Source organism: Christiangramia marina (genome assembly GCF_048285865.1).
In the GTDB taxonomy this organism is placed as follows: domain Bacteria; phylum Bacteroidota; class Bacteroidia; order Flavobacteriales; family Flavobacteriaceae; genus Christiangramia; species Christiangramia marina.
The window spans coordinates 382782-401645 of sequence record NZ_JBLVTK010000001.1 but is presented as its reverse complement, the minus strand read 5'-3'; the positions used below and the strand labels follow the sequence as shown (position 1 = coordinate 401645).

The 18864-nt window shown below is 39.8% G+C and carries 19 protein-coding genes; 17 read left to right on the top strand and 2 right to left on the bottom strand.

The genetic code is table 11. The annotated features are described in order from the left end of the window. The 17 genes from ACNKXS_RS01820 to tsaB form a co-directional block, all read left to right on the top strand. Positions 1 to 442, top strand: a 442-nt coding sequence (locus ACNKXS_RS01820) for an energy transducer TonB (protein WP_417919383.1), incomplete at its 5' end; no start/stop codon positions are given. Positions 443 to 547: 105 nt separating this feature from the next. Continuing rightward, the gene (locus ACNKXS_RS01815; protein ID WP_417919382.1) at positions 548 to 2668 is read left to right on the top strand and encodes a gliding motility protein RemB; all 2121 of its coding nucleotides are present in this window, start codon (positions 548 to 550) and stop codon (positions 2666 to 2668) included. Positions 2669 to 2756: 88 nt separating this feature from the next. Next, the gene (cyoE, locus tag ACNKXS_RS01810; protein ID WP_417919381.1) at positions 2757 to 3659 is read left to right on the top strand and encodes a heme o synthase; all 903 of its coding nucleotides are present in this window, start codon (positions 2757 to 2759) and stop codon (positions 3657 to 3659) included. Next, a complete protein-coding gene (locus ACNKXS_RS01805) occupies positions 3650 to 4231 on the top strand; it encodes a cytochrome c oxidase subunit 3 (protein ID WP_417919380.1) in 582 nt (193 codons plus the stop codon). Before cyoE ends, ACNKXS_RS01805 begins: the two co-directional genes overlap by 10 nt. A gap of 45 nt (positions 4232 to 4276) precedes the next feature. Continuing rightward, on the top strand, positions 4277 to 5257 hold the full coding sequence (locus ACNKXS_RS01800) for a cytochrome c oxidase subunit 3 (protein ID WP_417919379.1): 981 nt from the start codon (positions 4277 to 4279) through the stop codon (positions 5255 to 5257). A gap of 17 nt (positions 5258 to 5274) precedes the next feature. Continuing rightward, complete coding sequence (locus tag ACNKXS_RS01795) at positions 5275 to 5634, top strand: cytochrome C oxidase subunit IV family protein (protein WP_141878753.1); 360 nt, start codon at positions 5275 to 5277, stop codon at positions 5632 to 5634. 82 nt (positions 5635 to 5716) lie between these two features. Then, on the top strand, positions 5717 to 6361 hold the full coding sequence (locus ACNKXS_RS01790) for a hypothetical protein (RefSeq protein ID WP_298246152.1): 645 nt from the start codon (positions 5717 to 5719) through the stop codon (positions 6359 to 6361). After that, entirely contained in the window at positions 6361 to 7095 is a 735-nt protein-coding gene (locus ACNKXS_RS01785; RefSeq protein WP_417919378.1) for an SCO family protein, read from the top strand. The genes ACNKXS_RS01790 and ACNKXS_RS01785 overlap by 1 nt, the downstream gene beginning before the upstream one ends. Further along, the gene (locus tag ACNKXS_RS01780) at positions 7092 to 7631 is read left to right on the top strand and encodes a DUF420 domain-containing protein (RefSeq protein ID WP_417919377.1); all 540 of its coding nucleotides are present in this window, start codon (positions 7092 to 7094) and stop codon (positions 7629 to 7631) included. The genes ACNKXS_RS01785 and ACNKXS_RS01780 overlap by 4 nt, the downstream gene beginning before the upstream one ends. Positions 7632 to 7675: 44 nt before the next feature. Then, positions 7676 to 7912: a hypothetical protein gene (locus ACNKXS_RS01775; RefSeq protein ID WP_417919376.1), complete on the top strand. Its 237-nt coding sequence runs from the start codon at positions 7676 to 7678 to the stop codon at positions 7910 to 7912. Between the two features lie 123 nt (positions 7913 to 8035). Beyond that, positions 8036 to 8737, top strand: a complete 702-nt coding sequence (locus ACNKXS_RS01770) for an ABC transporter ATP-binding protein (protein ID WP_417919375.1) — start codon at positions 8036 to 8038, stop codon at positions 8735 to 8737. Beyond that, positions 8730 to 9974, top strand: a complete 1245-nt coding sequence (locus ACNKXS_RS01765) for an ABC transporter permease (RefSeq protein WP_141878747.1) — start codon at positions 8730 to 8732, stop codon at positions 9972 to 9974. Before ACNKXS_RS01770 ends, ACNKXS_RS01765 begins: the two co-directional genes overlap by 8 nt. Before the next feature lies 1 nt (position 9975). Continuing rightward, positions 9976 to 11238 (top strand): ABC transporter permease, encoded by a 1263-nt coding sequence (locus ACNKXS_RS01760; RefSeq protein WP_417919374.1) that lies wholly within the window; start codon positions 9976 to 9978, stop codon positions 11236 to 11238. A gap of 26 nt (positions 11239 to 11264) precedes the next feature. Then, positions 11265 to 12383 carry an efflux RND transporter periplasmic adaptor subunit gene (locus ACNKXS_RS01755; protein ID WP_417919373.1) on the top strand — a complete coding sequence of 373 codons (1119 nt, stop codon included), beginning with the start codon at positions 11265 to 11267 and terminating at the stop codon, positions 12381 to 12383. A 61-nt stretch (positions 12384 to 12444) separates the two neighbouring features. Next, a complete protein-coding gene (locus ACNKXS_RS01750; protein WP_417919372.1) occupies positions 12445 to 13881 on the top strand; it encodes a TolC family protein in 1437 nt (478 codons plus the stop codon). Between the two features lie 3 nt (positions 13882 to 13884). Next, positions 13885 to 15168, top strand: a complete 1284-nt coding sequence (locus ACNKXS_RS01745) for an efflux RND transporter periplasmic adaptor subunit (RefSeq protein ID WP_298246159.1) — start codon at positions 13885 to 13887, stop codon at positions 15166 to 15168. Positions 15169 to 15179: 11 nt separating this feature from the next. Further along, positions 15180 to 15839, top strand: a complete 660-nt coding sequence (tsaB, locus tag ACNKXS_RS01740) for a tRNA (adenosine(37)-N6)-threonylcarbamoyltransferase complex dimerization subunit type 1 TsaB (protein ID WP_417919371.1) — start codon at positions 15180 to 15182, stop codon at positions 15837 to 15839. On the opposite strand, the gene ACNKXS_RS01735 is transcribed toward tsaB, so the two are convergent. Continuing rightward, positions 15840 to 16706 (bottom strand): mechanosensitive ion channel family protein, encoded by an 867-nt coding sequence (locus ACNKXS_RS01735; protein WP_417919370.1) that lies wholly within the window; start codon positions 16704 to 16706, stop codon positions 15840 to 15842. Positions 16707 to 16782: 76 nt separating this feature from the next. Further along, positions 16783 to 18819 carry a thioredoxin domain-containing protein gene (locus ACNKXS_RS01730; protein WP_417919369.1) on the bottom strand — a complete coding sequence of 679 codons (2037 nt, stop codon included), beginning with the start codon at positions 18817 to 18819 and terminating at the stop codon, positions 16783 to 16785. Positions 18820 to 18864: the final 45 nt, after the last annotated feature.

Genomic DNA, 18864 nt, shown 5'->3' with positions numbered 1-18864 from the left:
GATCCAGTCTACAGAGACCAATCTTGATGAGATCGTAGAGGTAGAGGAAGTTGTTGAGGCTGTTGAAGAAGAAGAGGTGGCTGATGTACCGTTCGCGGTTATTGAAGATGTGCCGATCTTCCCTGGATGTGAAAATCTAAAAAATAATAACGAGCGTAAAGCTTGTATGAGTGAAAAGATCAGTAAGTATGTGAACAAGGAGTTCGATACAGATCTTGGTTCTGAGTTAGGACTTTCTGGTATTAACCGTGTAATCGTTCAGTTTAGAATTGATGAAAAAGGTAATATTGGTCAGGTTAGAGCTCGTGCTCCGCACCCTAGACTTGAGAAAGAAGCTGCTAGAGTAATTAACAGTCTTCCTAAGATGAAGCCTGGTAAGCAGCGTGGAAAGCCGGTAGGTGTTATGTACTCCCTTCCAATTGCTTTTAAAGTACAGGACTAAGAATAAACTCAATATCATATAAATCCCGGCTCTGTCCGGGATTTTTTATTTTGGGATACTTCTGATTTATGTATATTACAGCACCAATTAACCTGCTACTTACCTATGAAGTACTGCCTGCTTCTTGTTTTCACATTTTTATGTCTAAGTGTTCCAGCCCAGGATTCGAGTACAGTTTCTGAAATCTATCCCGAATTTGAAGAATGCTCCAATGTTACTTACGCAAATCAGGAAAGCTGCTTCAAGAATACCTTCCTTGCGAAGTTCAAGGATGATTTCAAGCTACCAGAATCTTTAGCGCAGGAAAATTATACCGGTAAGATCACCATAGTTTTTGAAGTTGATGAAGATGGGCTTTTCCAGGTGATCTATCTGGATGCTGCCTACGAAGAACTAAAAACAGAAGTAAGAAGAGTATTTGCCGGTCTTCCGCAGTTGAAACCGGCTACCTACAACGGCAGAGCGATTCATATGCAGTTTAAGATGCCACTGCAATTACCGCTTGATTCCAGCTCAGCCTTGTATCCGGTCGAAGATGTTTCCGAAGAAAATAATAAAGAAGTAGTGGCCCATGAGAAAGAGTCCCAGGAATCCAATATTCTTGAAGAATATGAGAGAATAAAGTCTGATGATTTTACTCAGCCGCGATATAGCAGTCAGATCAATATCCCGCTTTCCCACGAATATTATAGTCGGTTTGATGCTGAGATCAACCAGATAGGTCTTAATTCTCATTCGGCTTCAAAACCATTAATGTTTACAGAGGTCAACAAATACTATGATTTTGAAGCTGAAAGACAGAAACTGCTGCAGGATCGAAGTACGTATGCAGGACGAAAACTTTGGAATGAGCACCTGGTTAGGTTCCAGACAGACGATTATTGGTTCACGATAGATCCTGGATTTGACTTGCAAATTGGAAAGGATTTTGAACAGACAGAGCATGAATTTACCTATAACAATACCCGGGAATTTATTATCCAGGGAGGTTTAGGTAAAAAATTCAATTTTTATTCAGTCATCTATGAAAGCCAGGGAAGATTTGCCCAGTATTACAATGATTTTGCTGAGTCCATACGTCCTGCTGGAGGTGACCCAGCGATCGTACCGGGTAGAGGAATCGCTAAAACTTTTATGAATGATGGGTATGACTACCCGGTTGCAGAAGGTTACTTGTCCTTTACTCCTTCAGAATTTATAAATATCCAGTTTGGCCATGGGAATAATTTTATTGGTGATGGGTATCGTTCACTTTTGTTAAGTGATAATCCATCTCCTTATCCTTATTTGAAGCTGAATACCAGGTTCTGGAAAATAAAATATACAAATACCTGGATGTCTCTAAGGGATGTTCGTCCGGAAGTTACCAATAGTGGTTCCTTCAGAACAAAATATATCGCAAATCATTATTTGAGTCTGAATCTTACCAAACGTTTAAATCTGGGGTTCTTTGAGTCGGTTATGTGGGAGAATGATAACGATCGTGGTTTTGATCTAAATTATTTAAATCCTGTCATCTTTTATCGCGCAATAGAATTCGCTACGGGAGCCGATGGTGGAAACGCTATTATAGGACTAACAGGAAAATATAAGATTTCGAACCAGATGTATACGTACGGACAGTGGTTGATTGACGAATTTTCTTCAACAGATGTATTTGGAGGCGAAGGAAGCTGGAAGAATAAACTAGGTTTTCAAATTGGCTTAAAGTATTTCAACGCTTTTAAAGTAGATGATTTGTACCTGCAGGCTGAATATAACCAGGTGCGCCCATATACTTATTCTCATAATTCAATTACACTGAACTATGCACATAACAACCAGTCCATGTCTCATTTATGGGGTGCGAATTTCAGAGAGTTTGTGGGAATCGCACGCTATAGAAAAGATCGATATTATGGTAGCGCGAAACTGATTTTAGGAAAGCGCGGTTTTGATTTTTCTGAAGATGGCGCCTATTATGGTCAGGATCTTTACAGGAGTGAAGAGGCCCGACCGTTTGAAACCGGGGTAGAAATAGGGCAGGGAAATACTACGAACTCGTTTTATTCTGAACTGGAAGCAGGTTATATTGTGAATCCTACCACGAACTTAAAGCTGTTTGCCAGTTTTATCTACAGGGACTTTAATCCGCAGGTAAATACTGCTCTAAATTCTGAAATTTCCACGACCTGGATCAACTTTGGATTGCGCACAGATATTTTCAACTGGTATTTCGATTACTAGTCTTTTTTACCCCTGAAAATTAACACATTGCCTGCCTTGCCAAAACCTAATTAAGGAGTATCTTTGCACAAGTTAAAAAAAAGCTTTTTTGAGCAATACTCGCGTACATAATCCCAACGCTTCCATACTCTCAGATTTTAAGGAAATTACTAAGATGAGGCTGGCCATTAGTGTGGTTTTCTCTTCTGTTGCGGGATATTTTTTAGGTGCTGATTCCATAGATTTTGTGACTGTCACTTTACTTGCCATTGGTGGTTACCTCATGGTGGGAGCAAGTAATGCGTATAACCAGATCATTGAAAGAAATCTGGACAGCCTTATGGACCGAACGAAAAACCGTCCGCTGCCAGCTGGAAGAATGTCTGTGACCACAGCATTCACCATCGCAAGTATTTTTACTGTTCTGGGTTTGATCGTTTTGTATGTGATCAATCCAAAGACCGCAATGTTCGGTGCTATTAGCATCTTCATGTATGTAAGTCTTTATACACCATTGAAAACGAAAACGCCATTGGCAGTATTTGTTGGGGCATTTCCAGGAGCTATCCCGTTTATGTTAGGTTGGGTGGCGGCTTCGGGAAGTTTCAGTATAGAACCAGGTACTTTGTTTATGATCCAGTTCTTCTGGCAGTTCCCGCATTTCTGGGCAATTGGTTGGTGGTTGTTTGATGATTATAAGAAAGGTGGATTCTTTATGCTGCCTACTGGGAAACGTGATCGTGGAACGGCAGTTCAGATTATATTATATACCTGCTGGACGATCATGGTCTCTTTAATTCCGGTTTTCGGAGTTACCGGTAAGTTGTATTTAACCCCGATTTCCGGAGTAATAATTCTACTGCTGGGACTTGGAATGATGTATTACGCGATCAGACTTTTCACAGAGAAAACTGCTGAAGCGGCAAAAAAATTAATGTTTGCAAGTGTGTCCTATATCACGTTGCTGCAAATTGTATATGTACTCGATAAATTTATTAGACAATGGATTTAACACAGGGATCAGACGAAATGAAACAGGCCCGTGCAAAGAAGATGATGCTTTGGTTCGGGATCATAAGTATGGTAATGACCTTTGCAGGACTTACCAGTGCTTACGTAGTGAGTAAGAACAGACCAGACTGGCTAACAGATTTTGAACTTCCAGTTTCATTCCTCTGGAGTACACTGGTTATCGTAGGGAGTAGTATTACACTCTGGCTATCGAAACAGGCGATAAGATCTGGAAATCGTAAAAATGCATCGGCTTTCTTGATTGGAACTCTGATTCTGGCAATTTTATTCGTGGTTTTCCAGTTCTACAGCTTTTCAGAAATAGTGCAATCCGGTTATTATTTTACCGGTAGTGAGAGTACGATCACAACATCTTTTATCTATGTACTGGTACTGGCGCATTTAGCCCACCTGGCGATAGGATTGATAGTGCTTTTAGTGTTAATTTATAACCATTTTAAACAACGTTATAATGCAGGTCAAATGCTTGGATTTGAGCTTGGTGCAACTTTCTGGCACTTTGTTGATTTTCTGTGGATTTACCTGATTATCTTTTTATATTTCTTTAAATAATAAAATTGCGTATTTTTGCGCATCCTTTAACATTAAAACACTTCTATGGAGGCTACTGTTGTTAGAACAGGCACTGAAGGAAAAACCTGGGGTGGTGGTAATGATCCACTAAAAGCTAGTTACGGTAAGATGATGATGTGGTTCTTCATCCTATCTGATGCTTTAACATTTTCAGGATTTCTTGCCGCTTATGGTTTTTCACGCTTTAAATTTATTGATTCCTGGCCAATTGCGGATGAGGTTTTCAATCACTTCCCGTTCTTGCATGGAGTAGACGCTCCAATGTATTACGTGGCGTTGATGACGTTCATTTTAATATTTTCTTCGGTAACTATGGTGCTAGCTGTAGATGCAGGGCATCATATGAAGAAAGCGAAGGTTACGCTATATATGTTTCTTACTATAATTGGTGGAATTATATTCGTAGGATCACAAGCCTGGGAGTGGAAAAATTTTATTAGCGGAGAATACGGAGCTGTAACTACTAAAGGTGGGAATATACTTCAATTTGTAGATAGTGAAGGTCATCGTGTAGCATTATCTGAGATCGCAGTTCCAATCGAAGGCGATAGAGTAGAGCATGAAGCGAACAACGGGATCTGGTTTGATTCTGGAGCTGAGCTACCAACCTATTCGCTGGATGAGATTAAAGCTGGTTTTGCAGCGAATGAAGATCTTCTAATTAGAACACTAACATTTAACGAAGATAACGAGAAAACCATCCTAAGCAGAGACGAGTCTCTGGCTAAGCTAGATGCAGAAGCTATTGGGACTGTAGAAGGTGCTAACCTTACTCAAAATGAGTATGGACCACCATTATTTGCAGACTTTTTCTTCTTCATTACTGGTTTTCACGGTTTTCACGTACTTTCCGGGATCATTATTAACATTATCATCTTCTTTAATGTGGTTATTGGAACTTACGAGCGAAGAGGAAGTTACGAGATGGTTGAAAAAGTTGGTCTTTACTGGCACTTTGTAGACTTAGTTTGGGTATTTGTATTTACATTCTTTTACCTGGTTTAATTCTGAAATAAATTATTATGGCTCACGATACAACACATGAGGGATCTGCAACTAAAAGGATCTGGTTTGTTTTCGCAATACTTTCAGTAGTAACAATCGCAGAAGTAATTCTTGGAATTATTAAGCCTGCTTTTCTAACAGACACTATGTTTTTAGGAATGAGGTTACTTAACTGGATTTTTATCATTCTTACGATCTATAAAGCGTATTACATCGCATGGTCTTTTATGCACCTCGAACATGAAACTAAAGGGCTGAGAAGAGCGATCGTATGGACGTCTATTTTCCTTATATCTTACCTTATTTTTATCCTTCTTACTGAAGGTGGATATATCTACGAAGTATATAAGAGCGGGCATGTAGCCTGGGACTTCTAACAAAAGTTAAAAGCATTGGAAAAGGCGGTTTTATAAAACCGTCTTTTTATTTTTGTACTCGTCTGTAAAGCATCTCATTGCTATGAAGAAGTTTCTAGTTCTCGGTATCTTATTCGCACTTCCAATTACCGCATATTTGTTCTTTGCTTCTGGCAAGAACAACTTCGCCAGGTTACCTGTTCTTACAGAAAATGTAACAGATATCTCTGGAATGGAAACCAATACCGATAGTGTGCTCAGTTTCGATGAGCATATCACAGTGGTCGCCTTCTTTGGATCAGATCTTGAAAAGATCAAAGGGAATACCTTCAATCTCGATAAAAAAATACTTGAAAAATATTACGATTTCGACGATTTTCAATTCGTTCTAATCCTTCCTTCTGAAACTAAAGAGGATACTGGCAACTTCATCGAAGAATTCAAAAAGATCAGCGAATCATCGAAATGGAAAATAGCTTATGCAACTTCCGAAGAGATAGAAACAGTCTTTGAAAGTTTTGCCAGTCCGCATAAACTCGATCAGGATCAATACACACCTTACGTATATATTGTAGATAAAGATCGTAATCTTCGTGGCCGTGATGACGATGAAGAGCACGGTGAACTTTATGGGTATGATTCGCGGGATGTAGCAGAGCTCAATAACAAGATGAATGATGATGTAAAGGTTATTCTTGCTGAATATCGTCTGGCTTTAAAGCGTAACAATCGAAACGATAAGATCTAATGAAAAATTACTCATATATAGGCATTTCATTAATCATCCTGGTTTTCGGGATTATTTTTATTCCGAAGATCATAGATAGAATTAGTGATAATGAGATCGTCAAAGCAGATCGGCTCAATAAAACAACTAATAAAAAACGTACTAAGACCGATGTTCCATTGGTATACCTAGAAATTGACGGAGAGCGAAAAAAGGCACCTCAATTTAGTTTTGTGAATCAGGATGGCGATACGGTCACCAACAAAGATTACGCTGGTAAAGTATATGTGGCAGAATTCTTTTTTACAACCTGTCCTACCATTTGTCCGATCATGAATAAGAATCTGGTCGAGATTCAGAATGAGTTTGAAGATGCTTCCAATTTTGGGATCGCGTCATTTTCCATAGATCCCGAGCATGATACACCAGAGGTGCTCACAGAGTATGCCGCTAAGTATGGGATCACAGATCCAGACTGGAATTTGCTTACAGGTGACCGCGAAAAGATCTACCAGGTAGCTAATAAGGGTTTTGGTATTTATGCGGGCGAAGATGCATCTGTAGCTGGAGGATTTGCTCATCAGGGCTGGTTCGCCCTGGTAGATCAGGAAGGTTATATAAGATCAAGAGCCGATGATTTTGGCAATCCAATCATCTATTATCGTGGTTCTGTAGAACGAAATAAGTCGGTTACTGGTGATCAGGAAGAACCGCAGATCGAAATATTAATTGAGGATATAAATAACTTGCTTTGAAAACTTCTTTGAACAGTTCAGATAAGATTGCAGTCCCTGTTATTATAGGACTATCTATCGCCGTTCCTGCTATTGTTGTAGTTCTTATGTTATTACCAGAGCGTTACAACATCTTTGGAGCCGATTCGATGACATTTCCACTCTTTCATGGTGTGCTGAATTTCCTAACCGCAATTTTACTGGTAGTTGGATATTTCTTTATGAAGGCAGATAAGTTTTTAGCACACAGAAATACTATGATCGCTGCATTTGGTCTATCTGTAGTTTTCCTGGTAAGCTATGTGCTTTCAAAGATCAGTAACGAACCGGTGCCTTACGGAGGAGAAGGAATTTTGCGATATGTCTATTTCTTTATTCTAGTCTCACATATCATACTATCCGGAATCATAGTGCCGCTTGTCTTATTTACGATGTATCGAGGTCTGAGCGGTGAATACGATAAACATTCCAGGATAGCAAAATGGACTTTTCCAATCTGGTTATATGTAGCCGTGACCGGTGTTCTGGTATTTTTATTTATGATGCCGTATTATTAATTGTCTTCTGAAATTTTTAATTTGGTGAAATCAAGAGACTGAGGATGAAGAAACTACTTATTTTAAGCATGCTATTTGCAGCCTTTCTTTTAATTCCTGAAACTGCTGAAGCTCAATGCTCCATGTGTAGAGCAGTGCTTGAAAGTGAAGGTGATCAAAGTACCGCAAAAGGAATCAATGATGGTATTCTATATCTTATGATATTTCCATATTTACTTATTGGTGGGATTGGTTACTTCATTTATCGCACCTGGAAAAGAAGAGAAAAAGAAGAAGCTTAGACTCTCTAACAATGTAAACTTAACTTTAAGAATTACACTTTCCCTAACATTATTGTAACATTTCATTTTTTTGATAGTCTTATTGAATAGAAGACAGGTTCTTCTGTTTAATAACCATCAATCATGATCAATATTACCAATCTTCACAAATCCTATAAAATGGGTGCGAATTCATTGCACGTGCTCAAAGGGATCAATTTCGAAGTTGCTGAAGGCGAACTCGTTTCCATTATGGGCTCTTCAGGTTCCGGAAAATCTACACTTCTTAATATTCTGGGAATGCTGGATGAAGCCGATGAAGGTTCCTACATTCTTGATGGAGTGCCTATAAAAGGGCTTAGCGAGAAACAAGCAGCGAAGTATCGAAATAAGTTTCTGGGTTTCATCTTCCAGTCTTTCAATTTGATAAGCTATAAATCTGCATTGGACAATGTAGCTCTTCCGCTCTATTACCAGGGTTTGCCTCGCGGTGAACGTATGGACAAAGCAATGAGTTACCTGGAGAAGGTAGGCCTCGCAAAATGGTCTGGACATTTACCTAATGAACTTTCAGGTGGACAGAAGCAACGTGTGGCCATAGCGAGAGCCCTGGCGAGTGATCCAAAAGTTTTGCTGGCCGATGAGCCTACAGGTGCACTTGATACGAAAACTTCTTACGAAGTGATGGATCTCATTCAGCAGATCAATGATGAAGGAAGAACCATACTGGTGGTAACTCATGAAAATGATATCGCCCAGATGACAAAAAGGATCGTCAATCTAAGAGACGGTTTGATCATTGAAGATACCCTGGTTTCACAAATAAGAGCTTCAGAAAATGTTTGATCTGGATCGTTGGGATGAGATCTTCGAAACCATCCGAAAAAATAAATTACGCACATTCTTAACCGGACTTTCAGTAGCATCAGGAATTTTTATCTTGGTGATCTTGCTTGGAATTGGTGAAGGAATGAGAAATGGGATTGCCCGGGAATTTGAGCAGGATGCAGCAAATTTGATGTTGGTATATCCAGGGATGACCTCTAAAGAATATAAAGGATTAAACCCGGGAAGGCGCATTCAGTTTAAAAATGAAGACTACGACCAGATCCTAAGACTTTACGGCGATAAACTTGATAAAAGTGCATCGTTATACCAGCAATGGGGACAGGTGCTCACTTACGGGAAAGAATCTGGTTCTTACCAGGTTTATGGAAGTTTTCCCAGCTATCAGGTTCTGGAAAATAACACTCTAACTACAGGTCGATTTATCAATATACCAGACCTTGATAATTCAGAAAAGAACATGGTTATAGGTCAGCGAATCAAGCTAGACCTTTTTAAGGATGAAGATCCTATCGGTAAATACGTGCAGGTTTCTGGAGTGAACTTTAAAATTGTTGGAGTTTATACCGATCCCGGAGGAGAACGTGAAGAATCCCGTGCTATTGTTCCAATTACTACTGCTCAGAAAGCTTTTGGTGGTGGGAATGATATAGCCAGAATGTATCTAACGCTCAAACCTGAAGATGATTTTGACAAGTCTGTAGCTGCCTCCACCCAATTTACTGCAGAACTGGACCAGTTCCTAAAGGAGCGTCATACGGTTGCGCCAGATGATAATAGCGCTATATACGTTAATAACTCACTGGAAAATGCGAAACGCTTTTTCACCTTAATGGATATGATAAAATTATTCTTCTGGGGTGTTGGTGTTTGTACCATTATCGCGGGAGTTGTTGGGGTGAGCAATATCATGCTTATCATAGTAAAAGAACGAACCCGTGAAATCGGCGTAAGGAAAGCCTTAGGCGCTCAGCCACTTTCAATTATTGGAATGGTGCTTCATGAATCGATCTTTGTAACGGCCATTGCCGGTTTCCTGGGGCTCATATTTAGTCTCGCACTCCTGGAGTTTGTGGGCCCGATGATCGAAACCCAGTATATTTATAACCCAACCGTTAATTTTACGGTAGCGATCAATACGGTGTTTATTCTGGTGATAGCAGGAGCACTGGCGGGATTCTTCCCGGCCTGGAGAGCAGCCAGGATCAAACCAATTGTAGCACTAAGAGACGAATAGTATGTTTAGTAGAGATCGTTGGAATGAAATTATAGAAGCGCTAACCTCGAACTGGTTTAGAACCCTGATGACTGCTTTTGGAGTTTTATGGGGAATATTTATCCTTGTGATTCTGCTTGCTGCGGGAAAAGGATTGGAAAACGGTGTAAAACAGGGATTTGGAGGGATTGCCACCAATACCATGTTTATGTGGACACAAGTAGCGTCAAGACCTTATAAGGGCATGCCGAAAGGTAGATTTTACAGCTTTGAAGTAGAAGATGTGGCAGCCATCGAGCGGGAAATACCAGACCTTAGATTTGTTTCTCCCAGGAATCAGCTGGGTGGTTTTGGTGGAGAGAATAATGTGGTACGTGGCTTGAATACGGGAGCTTTCAATGTTTATGGTGATTATCCAGAAATTATTCAGCAGGAACCCATGGATATTACCTCTGGAAGGTTCGTGAATCATTCAGATATTGATCAGAAAAGAAAGGTTGCCGTAATAGGAACCGGGGTGCAGGCTGCTCTTTATGATAAAGGAGAAGATCCGCTTGGAACTTATATCAAGATTAGCGGAGTGAATTTCATGGTGATTGGGACTTACAAGAAAAAAAGTCGGGGTGGTGATGCCGAGGAAGGTCAGAAGGAGATATTTGTTCCTTTCACAGCTTTTTCCCAGGCTTTTAATCGTGGAAACAAAGTAGGCTGGATGGCCATCACCGCGAAGGATAATAATAGTATTACTGCGCTTAAGGGAGATATTATCGACCTGGTCAAGGAACGCCATAAAATACATCCGGAAGATGATCGTGCGGTAGGTAATTTTGACCTTTATGAGGAATTTTCTAAAGTAAACGGACTTTTTGTAGCTCTTAAAGCAGTGGCCTATTTCGTAGGAGTACTAGTCTTACTTTCGGGAATTATCGGGATCAGCAATATTATGCTCATTGTAGTTAAAGAGCGTACCAATGAAATTGGAGTAAGACGTGCTCTGGGAGCAACGCCTTGGTCTATTAGAGGACAGATCTTAATGGAGTCCATCTTTCTTACCATCATTTCAGGAATGAGTGGAATCATTCTCGCTACAGGGGTGATCTGGCTGGTCAATTTTCAACTGGACCAGATGGATACTTCAGAAATGATGTTCTTAAACCCTTCCGTAGATCTGGGAGTGGTGATCGTAGCACTTAGTATTTTAATAATCTCTGGTCTTCTGGCCGGTCTTATACCTGCACAGCATGCCATCAAAGTAAAACCTGTGGATGCTTTGCGTACTGAATAGTTAGTAAATAGAAACACAATCAAGAAATGAAAAAATTTGTAGCCATCGGAATTTTAGTTTTAATAGCAGTGACCTTCGTTGGGGCACTTTATTATCTCTATCAAAAAAGTGAAGAAGATCCAGTTGTCTATCAAACCGAGGAACCTTCAGAACAAACTATTATCAAGAAAACTGTAGCGACCGGAAAAATAGTTCCGAAGGAAGAAGTACTTATCAAGCCAAATATTTCAGGAATCATAGATGAAATATATATTGAGGCTGGTGATAAGATCAAACAAGGCGATCTAATTGCTAAAATTCGCGTTATACCGAATGTATCATCACTGCAAAGCGCGAAAGATAATGTGGCAACTGCCCGTATCAACCTTGATAATGAAAAGAAAGTTTATCAAAGACAGAAAGAGCTTTACGATAAAGGCGTGATCTCTGCCAATGATTATGATGCTGCAGAAGTTTCTTACCAGAGAAGTGAGCAAAACTATCGTTCAGCACAACAAAATTACGAGATCGTAAGAACCGGGACTACCAGCGGAATTGGAAGTGCTGCAAATACACTAATTCGTTCTACGGTAGAGGGAATGGTGCTGGATGTTCCCGTGAAGACTGGAAACCAGGTAATTGAAAGTAACAATTTTAACGATGGGACTACGATCGCAACGCTTGCCGATGTGAACGAAATGATCTTTGAAGGGAAAGTTGATGAGAGTGAAGTTGGAAAGATCAAGGAAGATCTTCCGCTTGAAGTGACCGTTGGTGCAATTGAAAATAAATCATTCGATGCTGTACTTGATTATATTGCTCCAAAAGGAGTAGAGGAGAATGGTGCGATACAGTTTGAGATCAAAGGGACTCTGAACAAAGCAGATACCACATTTATTAGAGCGGGGCTTAGTGCGAATGCATCCATTATTCTTGCCAAAGCCACAAACGTACTTGCGATCAAGGAAGCGCTTGTGCAATTTGATGATGAGACCAAGAAGCCATATGTGGAGATCATGACCGGTGACCAGGAATTTGAACGCAGGGAAATTGAACTTGGAGTAAGCGACGGAATTAATGTAGAGGTGACTGAAGGTCTGAAAATGGGCGATAAGATCAAGGTTTGGAATCAGCTTAAAGCTCCTGCAAATATTGCTCAAAACTAGAATTTAATTTTTAGGTGTAACAACCTGTACCTTTTACAGACATATCATACAGAATTATATTATGAAGAATTATAGTTTACTTGTTACCCTTTTTCTTTTCTGCGGAATGATGAATGCGCAGCAGAAAGAGTGGACACTGGAAGAATGTGTGGAGTACGCATTGCAAAATAATATTCAGGTTAAACAATCTGAACTTGATCTTGAACTTTCCGAAATCGAGAAACTGGATGCACTGGGTAATTTTATTCCAAGTATCAACGGCCAGGCTACCAATGCATGGAATACGGGTCTTACTCAGAATGTTACCACGGGAATCCTTCAGAATCAAACAGTAAGAAACTTCTCTGCGAATCTAACTGCTGGTCTTACAATTTTTGACGGACTTCGAAATTTCAAACAATTACAAAGAGCTAAGATCTCGAGATTAGCCAGCCAGTATTCGCTGGATAAAATGGAAGATGATATCGCCTTGTTCGTTGCAGATGCCTACTTGCAGGTATTGTTTAGCAAACAAAATCTTGATGTTCTACAGGCTCAGAATGAAGTTACCAAAGAACAATTAACACGAACTCAGGATCTGGTTGAAGCGGGAGTATTGCCTCAGGGTGACCTTCTGGAGATAAAAGCTACAATGGCAGATGAGAAGCAACGAATCATTCTTGCTGAAAACCAAATACAAATATCGCTTATTGGGTTAGCACAAACTTTAGGGATTAGAGACTATCAAAATTTTGATATTGTAGATCGTGATTACGCGGTCTTCGGAAATGAGATTCTTGCGAATTCTGTTTACGATGTAATCGAGAAAGCGAAAGAAGAACGTTCAGAATTAAAAATTGCGGAAGCTAACAGAGATCTTGCAGAGCAGGATGTTGCATTGGCTAAAGGAGCTTACCTGCCAACTTTAGGAGCATTCTTTAACTATAATACCAGGGAAACCGGGCAGGGACGAATCACTGGTGCAGTGCTGGATCCAACGGAACCTACAAGACAGATTGGTTTGGTGCAGGATACAGAACAGATTGTGGTTGCTCCTAATACGATACCAACATTAGGAAGTCCGTTGCCATTTTTTGATCAGTTATATAGAAATGACGGGATTAGTTATGGTTTCCAGTTAAGCGTTCCATTCTTGAATGGCTTTGCTACCAGAAATGCCGTGAAAAGAAATCAGATCAATGTGAAAAGAGCTGAATTCCAGTTGGAGCAGGCTGAACTTGATCTGGAAGCGAATGTTTACCAGGCTTATACAGATGCTAAAGGAGCTTTTGAAGCCTATGAAGCTGCTTTGGTAGCTTCCGAAGCACAGGAAAAAGCATTTGAGTATGCTACAGAGCGTTACGATGTTGGTCTTACCAACGCGTTCGATTTTAGCCAGGCGAAGATTCGTTTTGAAAATACGCAAAGAGAGGCTCTAAGAGCTAAATACGATTATATTTTTAAATTAAAAGTTGTAGAACTTTATTTTGGAATTCCGGTTAGGGATTTAAAACTGTAAATAATGAATAAGAAGAAGCTTTTCATCATCCTTGGGATCATCATCGTTTTAATCGTTGCACTAGTTATAGGTAAAAAAGCCGGTTGGTTCGGTAGTTCCGTCAACATCAAAGAAGTGGAGATCACTGAAATTGAACCGGTAGATATTATCGAAACCGTATCGGCAACAGGTAAAATTCAGCCAGAGGTTGAGGTGAAACTTTCTTCTGAAGTTTCTGGAGAGATCATTGAATTACCAATAGTTGAAGGTCAATTAGTGGAAAAAGGTGATCTTCTGGTAAAAGTAAATCCTGATATATACCAATCTAGCGTACAGAGAGCCAGAGCAAGTTATTCTAATTCTCAGGCTAATTTTGCACAGACAAAGGCTAGTTTGAAACAAGCTGAAGCAGATTATAACCGTAACAAAACTTTGTTCGATAAAGGCGTGATCTCAAAAGCAGAATGGGACGGGATCGTTTCTAATTATGAGATGGCAGAAGCTAATAAAGAATCTGCCTACTACAGCATGCAAAGCAGTGCTGCTACTGTGACCGAGGCGACCGATAATCTTGGACGTACCAATATTTATGCTCCAATGAGCGGTACGATTTCAAAACTGGATGCTGAGCTTGGAGAAAGAGTTGTTGGTACTCAGCAAATGGCCGGAACCGAAATTCTTCGGGTAGCCAATCTTGACAATATGGAAGTTGAGGTTGATGTGAATGAAAATGATATCGTAAAAGTTGCAGTGGGAGATTCTACGATCGTGGAAGTAGATGCATACTTAGGCAAAGATTTTAAAGGTATTGTTACTGAAATTTCCAATACTGCAGATAATACACTAACCACAGATCAGGTAACTAACTTCAAAGTGAAAGTTCGTATTCTAAAGGAATCTTACATGGATCTAATGGAAGGGAAACCGGAGAGTTACTCTCCATTCAGACCAGGAATGACCGCTACAGTGGATATTATTACGAATAAGAGAATGAAAGTAATTGGAGTTCCAATTAGCTCAATCGTAATTAAATCTGATACTACAGCGACTAAAAAGACATACGGAACCGCTCCTGCTACTGAAGGAACTGAAAAATTTGAATGTGTATTTGTAAAAGACGGACAAAAAGCTAAACTTCGCGTGGTGCAAACCGGAATTCAGGATGATTCTCAGATTGAGATCACAGATGGCCTGAAAGAAGGTGATGTAGTAATCACTGGCCCTTACAATACCGTTACTAAAAGTCTTAATACCGGAGATGATATCGAGGTTAAAAAAGAAAAAACGGAAGAAGAAGAGGCTGAATAAATTCTAAAGATTTGGCAACAATATTATGTCTTGAAACTGCAACGACCAACTGCTCAGTTGGTCTTTCTCTTGATGGGAAACTAATCAGTCTTAAAGAAGATAATACCAAAGGTTATTCACATGCTGAAAAGCTACACCTGTTCATTCAGGATGTATTGAAAGATGCAGGGAAGACCCTTCAGGATCTGGACGCAATTGCAATAAGCAAAGGACCAGGTTCTTATACAGGTTTAAGAATTGGAGTTTCTGCTGCCAAGGGATTATGTTTTTCTCTTAATATACCAATGATCTCGGTTCCTACGCTGGATCTGCTCGTGCATCAATTAAAGAATGAACCTGGAATGAAGATCGCAATGCTGGATGCCAGAAGGATGGAAGTCTACGCTGCTGTTTTTTCTGAAGATTTAAACCAGGTTCGTGATACGAATGCTGAAATTTTAGGTGAAAGCTCTTTTGCGGAATATCTTCAAAAATCTAAAGTACATTTTATTGGAAATGGAGTGGCAAAATTCAGGGAGATCATCTCTTCTGAAAATGCCGTTTTCCACGAACAAAAATTTCCTTCGGCTTCAGAAATGGCAGAGATCGCTGAGAGTAAGTACAAAAAAAGCGACACCGAAGATGTCGCTTATTTTGAGCCTTATTACCTCAAGGATTTTATGATTGGCTAATTATTCTGCCGATCTCCTATCTCTTTCAGTACCTCTCATTTTCGTTTGATCATACAGGTAAACATCTCTTTGTGGGTAAGGAATGGTCATTCCGGCTTCCTCGAGTCTAATCTTACCTTCCTCGATCATATACCAGTGCAGGTCCCAGAAGTCTGGCAATTCAGCAAAATACCGAACAGAGAAGTTTACAGAACTGTCTCCAAGTTCAGAAACAATGATTTGCGGTGCAGGATCTTTCAGGATTTTCTCCTGTTCCATAACCATATTGGTAAGTACTTCCTTCGCTTTCTTGATATCATCATCATAAGAAATTCCGAAGCTTAGATTCTCCTTACGCGTTTTGTTGAAACTGTAATTCGTTATATTATCGTTGCTTAGTTCACCATTAGGAATTACTACTCTCTGGTTTCCGAACGTATCAAGTTTCGTGTAAAATAAAGAAATCTCTACAACACTACCAGAAACTCCCTGAGCTTCGATCCAATCTCCAACCTTGAATGGTTTTAGAACGATTATAAGCACTCCACCGGCAAGATTGGATAGCGATCCCTGCAATGCAAGACCAATAGCAAGACCAGCAGCACCAATTGCAGCTACAAGCGATGCACTCTCCACGCCAAGTTGTGTGATGACAAGTACAAAAAGCATTATCTTAAGACCCCAGCTGGCAGCATTGACAGTAAACTTTTCCAGTGTTGGATCGTAATCCTTCTTGTCGAATAGTTTCTTTAAATATTTTACAATGAGTTTTATTACCCAAAGTCCTACAAGCAGCAGCACGATCGCACCGATTAGGGTAGGGAGGTAATCGATAAATTTGTTAGCGTATTCTTTAGCGATTTCGCCGTAGTTGTTCAACTTGTCCATTCCTTTTTTTCTAATTTAAGTTCAAGCCCCTATTCTAAAAAAATAGAGACTATATCCTGTTTATTTTATGTTAAAATTAATTCATCTGTCCCAATGCATCACTTAGATTATGCACTGGTAGCTGACAATTTCCATGTTCGCAAATATAGATCAATGAATCGCCAGACTTAAGCCGATCCTTTAAAATTCCGAAATCAGATTCGGTTTTTGAGGCAGCCAATACCTTGTGAGGTAGATATTGTTCCTGAAATCCTTTCGCAAGCTCTGCTGAATTGTCTCCGGTGATGGCAACCTCGTAGTTAGGATGCGTGAAATTCAGCAATAAAAGTAACCAGTTCGAATAGGATTGTGCATAGTCGGTAATACTGGGAAGCACAGCCTGCAACATTTTTTCTGACCTGTTAGTTAGGTCAATCTTGCCTGTGAGTTTACCAAGCTTATAATAATTATGTGCCATTACTGAGTTGGCTGCAGGAATCACATTATCCTGTACATCAATTATTCTATTGATTAACGCCCGGTCCTTGGATGAAGTAAAGTAAAACAGCCCGGTTTTCTCATCCTTGAAATCATATTCCACAATTTCAAGTAATTCTTGAGCTTTTTCCAGGTAGTATTCTTTGAAACTACTCTCATATAGAGCCAGTAATGACTGAATCACAAAAGCATAATCTTCGAGATAGGCATTGATAATGCTTTTTCCATTTTTATAAGTATGATAAAGTCTGCCGTCTGGTTGAACTAAATTCTTCAAAATAAAATCCATAGCAGCTTCTGCTTTTACAAGATAATTTTCATTTTGCAGCGCCTGGAAAGCATGGCAATATCCGCTGATCATCATTGCATTCCAGGAAGTGATGGATTTGTCGTCAAGTCCGGGTTTTGCCCGTTTAGATCTTTCAGATCCTAATTTTTTCTGAAGTTTTTTCAGTTTAGCGCTTAATTCTTGCTTTGATAAATTTAAATTAGCTGAAAGCAGCTCAAGGCTCTGAGTTCGAATGAGCACATAATGATCTTTTTCCCATCTTCCGAAGGCATCAATACGATAGACTTCAGAAAACAGTTTGTAATCATCTTCCAGAATTTCCATCAATTCATCCTTTGTCCAGACATAATATGCACCTTCTTCAGAATGTCCCTGACCATTCTCGCTGTCAGCATCTAATGCCGAGTAAAAAGCTCCTGATTGGTGCTGAAGATCAGTTTCAACGAATTCCAGCGTTTTCTCAACTACATCGGCATACCATTTATTCCTGGTGAGTTTATATAAATTTGCATACGAACTTACTAATTGCGCATTATCGTAAAGCATTTTCTCAAAATGCGGGACATGCCATTTTTCATCCACCGAATATCTTGAAAAACCTCCATCGATAGGGTCATAAACTCCTCCCCACGATATTTTATCAAACGTATGTTGTACATATTTTAAAAGTTCTGTGTCTTTCTCCTGGTGGGCGAACCTTAAAAGAAAGTCATAATTGGAAGGCATCATAAACTTCGGACTCCTGTTATACCCGCCATTTTTATGGTCTAAAATAGATTTCCATTTTGAAATGATCCCATCAAATAGAGCCTTCTCTAACTTCTTTTCATTTTCTGGAATTTCAATGATCTGCATTTGAGAAAGTCCTTCTTCCAGTTTTTCAGCATATTCCAGGAGTTTCTCTGGTTGATTCTCATATAAATGCGCAATTTGGGTAAGTGCAGATTTCCATTGATCCTTTTGAAAATAGGTGCCTCCCCAAACCGGTCTTCCATCAGGCAAGGCTACGACATTCATTGGCCAGCCTCCCATCCCGGTCATTGCCTGTACCGCATTCATATATACCTGGTCTACATCTGGTCTTTCCTCGCGATCTACCTTTACAGAAATGTAGTTGGCATTCATAATTGCAGCTACTTCAGCATCTTCAAAACTCTCATGCTCCATAACATGGCACCAGTGACAGGCAGAATATCCTACACTAATTAGCAGTAGTTGATTCTTCTCCTTTGCTTCATCCAAGGATTTATCATTCCAGGGACGCCAGTCTACCGGATTGTGTGCATGCTGTAGAAGATAAGGACTGCTTTCATTGATAAGCTGGTTGGTATGATCAGGTTTTTTCATAGCACTAATTTGATGTATAGGAAGCTAAAATTAAGGCGATTGTGG

What these genes read in the sequence shown, in the direction of transcription:
- ACNKXS_RS01815 (WP_417919382.1), top strand. Translation starts at nt 548, where the DNA reads ATGAAGTACTGCCTGCTTCTTGTTTTCACATTTTTATGTCTAAGTGTT.
- ACNKXS_RS01805 (WP_417919380.1), top strand. Translation starts at nt 3,650, where the DNA reads ATGGATTTAACACAGGGATCAGACGAAATGAAACAGGCCCGTGCAAAG.
- ACNKXS_RS01800 (WP_417919379.1), top strand. Translation starts at nt 4,277, where the DNA reads ATGGAGGCTACTGTTGTTAGAACAGGCACTGAAGGAAAAACCTGGGGT.
- ACNKXS_RS01795 (WP_141878753.1), top strand. Translation starts at nt 5,275, where the DNA reads ATGGCTCACGATACAACACATGAGGGATCTGCAACTAAAAGGATCTGG.
- ACNKXS_RS01790 (WP_298246152.1), top strand. Translation starts at nt 5,717, where the DNA reads ATGAAGAAGTTTCTAGTTCTCGGTATCTTATTCGCACTTCCAATTACC.
- ACNKXS_RS01785 (WP_417919378.1), top strand. Translation starts at nt 6,361, where the DNA reads ATGAAAAATTACTCATATATAGGCATTTCATTAATCATCCTGGTTTTC.
- ACNKXS_RS01775 (WP_417919376.1), top strand. Translation starts at nt 7,676, where the DNA reads ATGAAGAAACTACTTATTTTAAGCATGCTATTTGCAGCCTTTCTTTTA.
- ACNKXS_RS01770 (WP_417919375.1), top strand. Translation starts at nt 8,036, where the DNA reads ATGATCAATATTACCAATCTTCACAAATCCTATAAAATGGGTGCGAAT.
- ACNKXS_RS01765 (WP_141878747.1), top strand. Translation starts at nt 8,730, where the DNA reads ATGTTTGATCTGGATCGTTGGGATGAGATCTTCGAAACCATCCGAAAA.
- ACNKXS_RS01760 (WP_417919374.1), top strand. Translation starts at nt 9,976, where the DNA reads ATGTTTAGTAGAGATCGTTGGAATGAAATTATAGAAGCGCTAACCTCG.
- ACNKXS_RS01755 (WP_417919373.1), top strand. Translation starts at nt 11,265, where the DNA reads ATGAAAAAATTTGTAGCCATCGGAATTTTAGTTTTAATAGCAGTGACC.
- ACNKXS_RS01750 (WP_417919372.1), top strand. Translation starts at nt 12,445, where the DNA reads ATGAAGAATTATAGTTTACTTGTTACCCTTTTTCTTTTCTGCGGAATG.
- ACNKXS_RS01745 (WP_298246159.1), top strand. Translation starts at nt 13,885, where the DNA reads ATGAATAAGAAGAAGCTTTTCATCATCCTTGGGATCATCATCGTTTTA.
- ACNKXS_RS01735 (WP_417919370.1), bottom strand. Translation starts at nt 16,706, where the DNA reads ATGGACAAGTTGAACAACTACGGCGAAATCGCTAAAGAATACGCTAAC.
- ACNKXS_RS01730 (WP_417919369.1), bottom strand. Translation starts at nt 18,819, where the DNA reads ATGAAAAAACCTGATCATACCAACCAGCTTATCAATGAAAGCAGTCCT.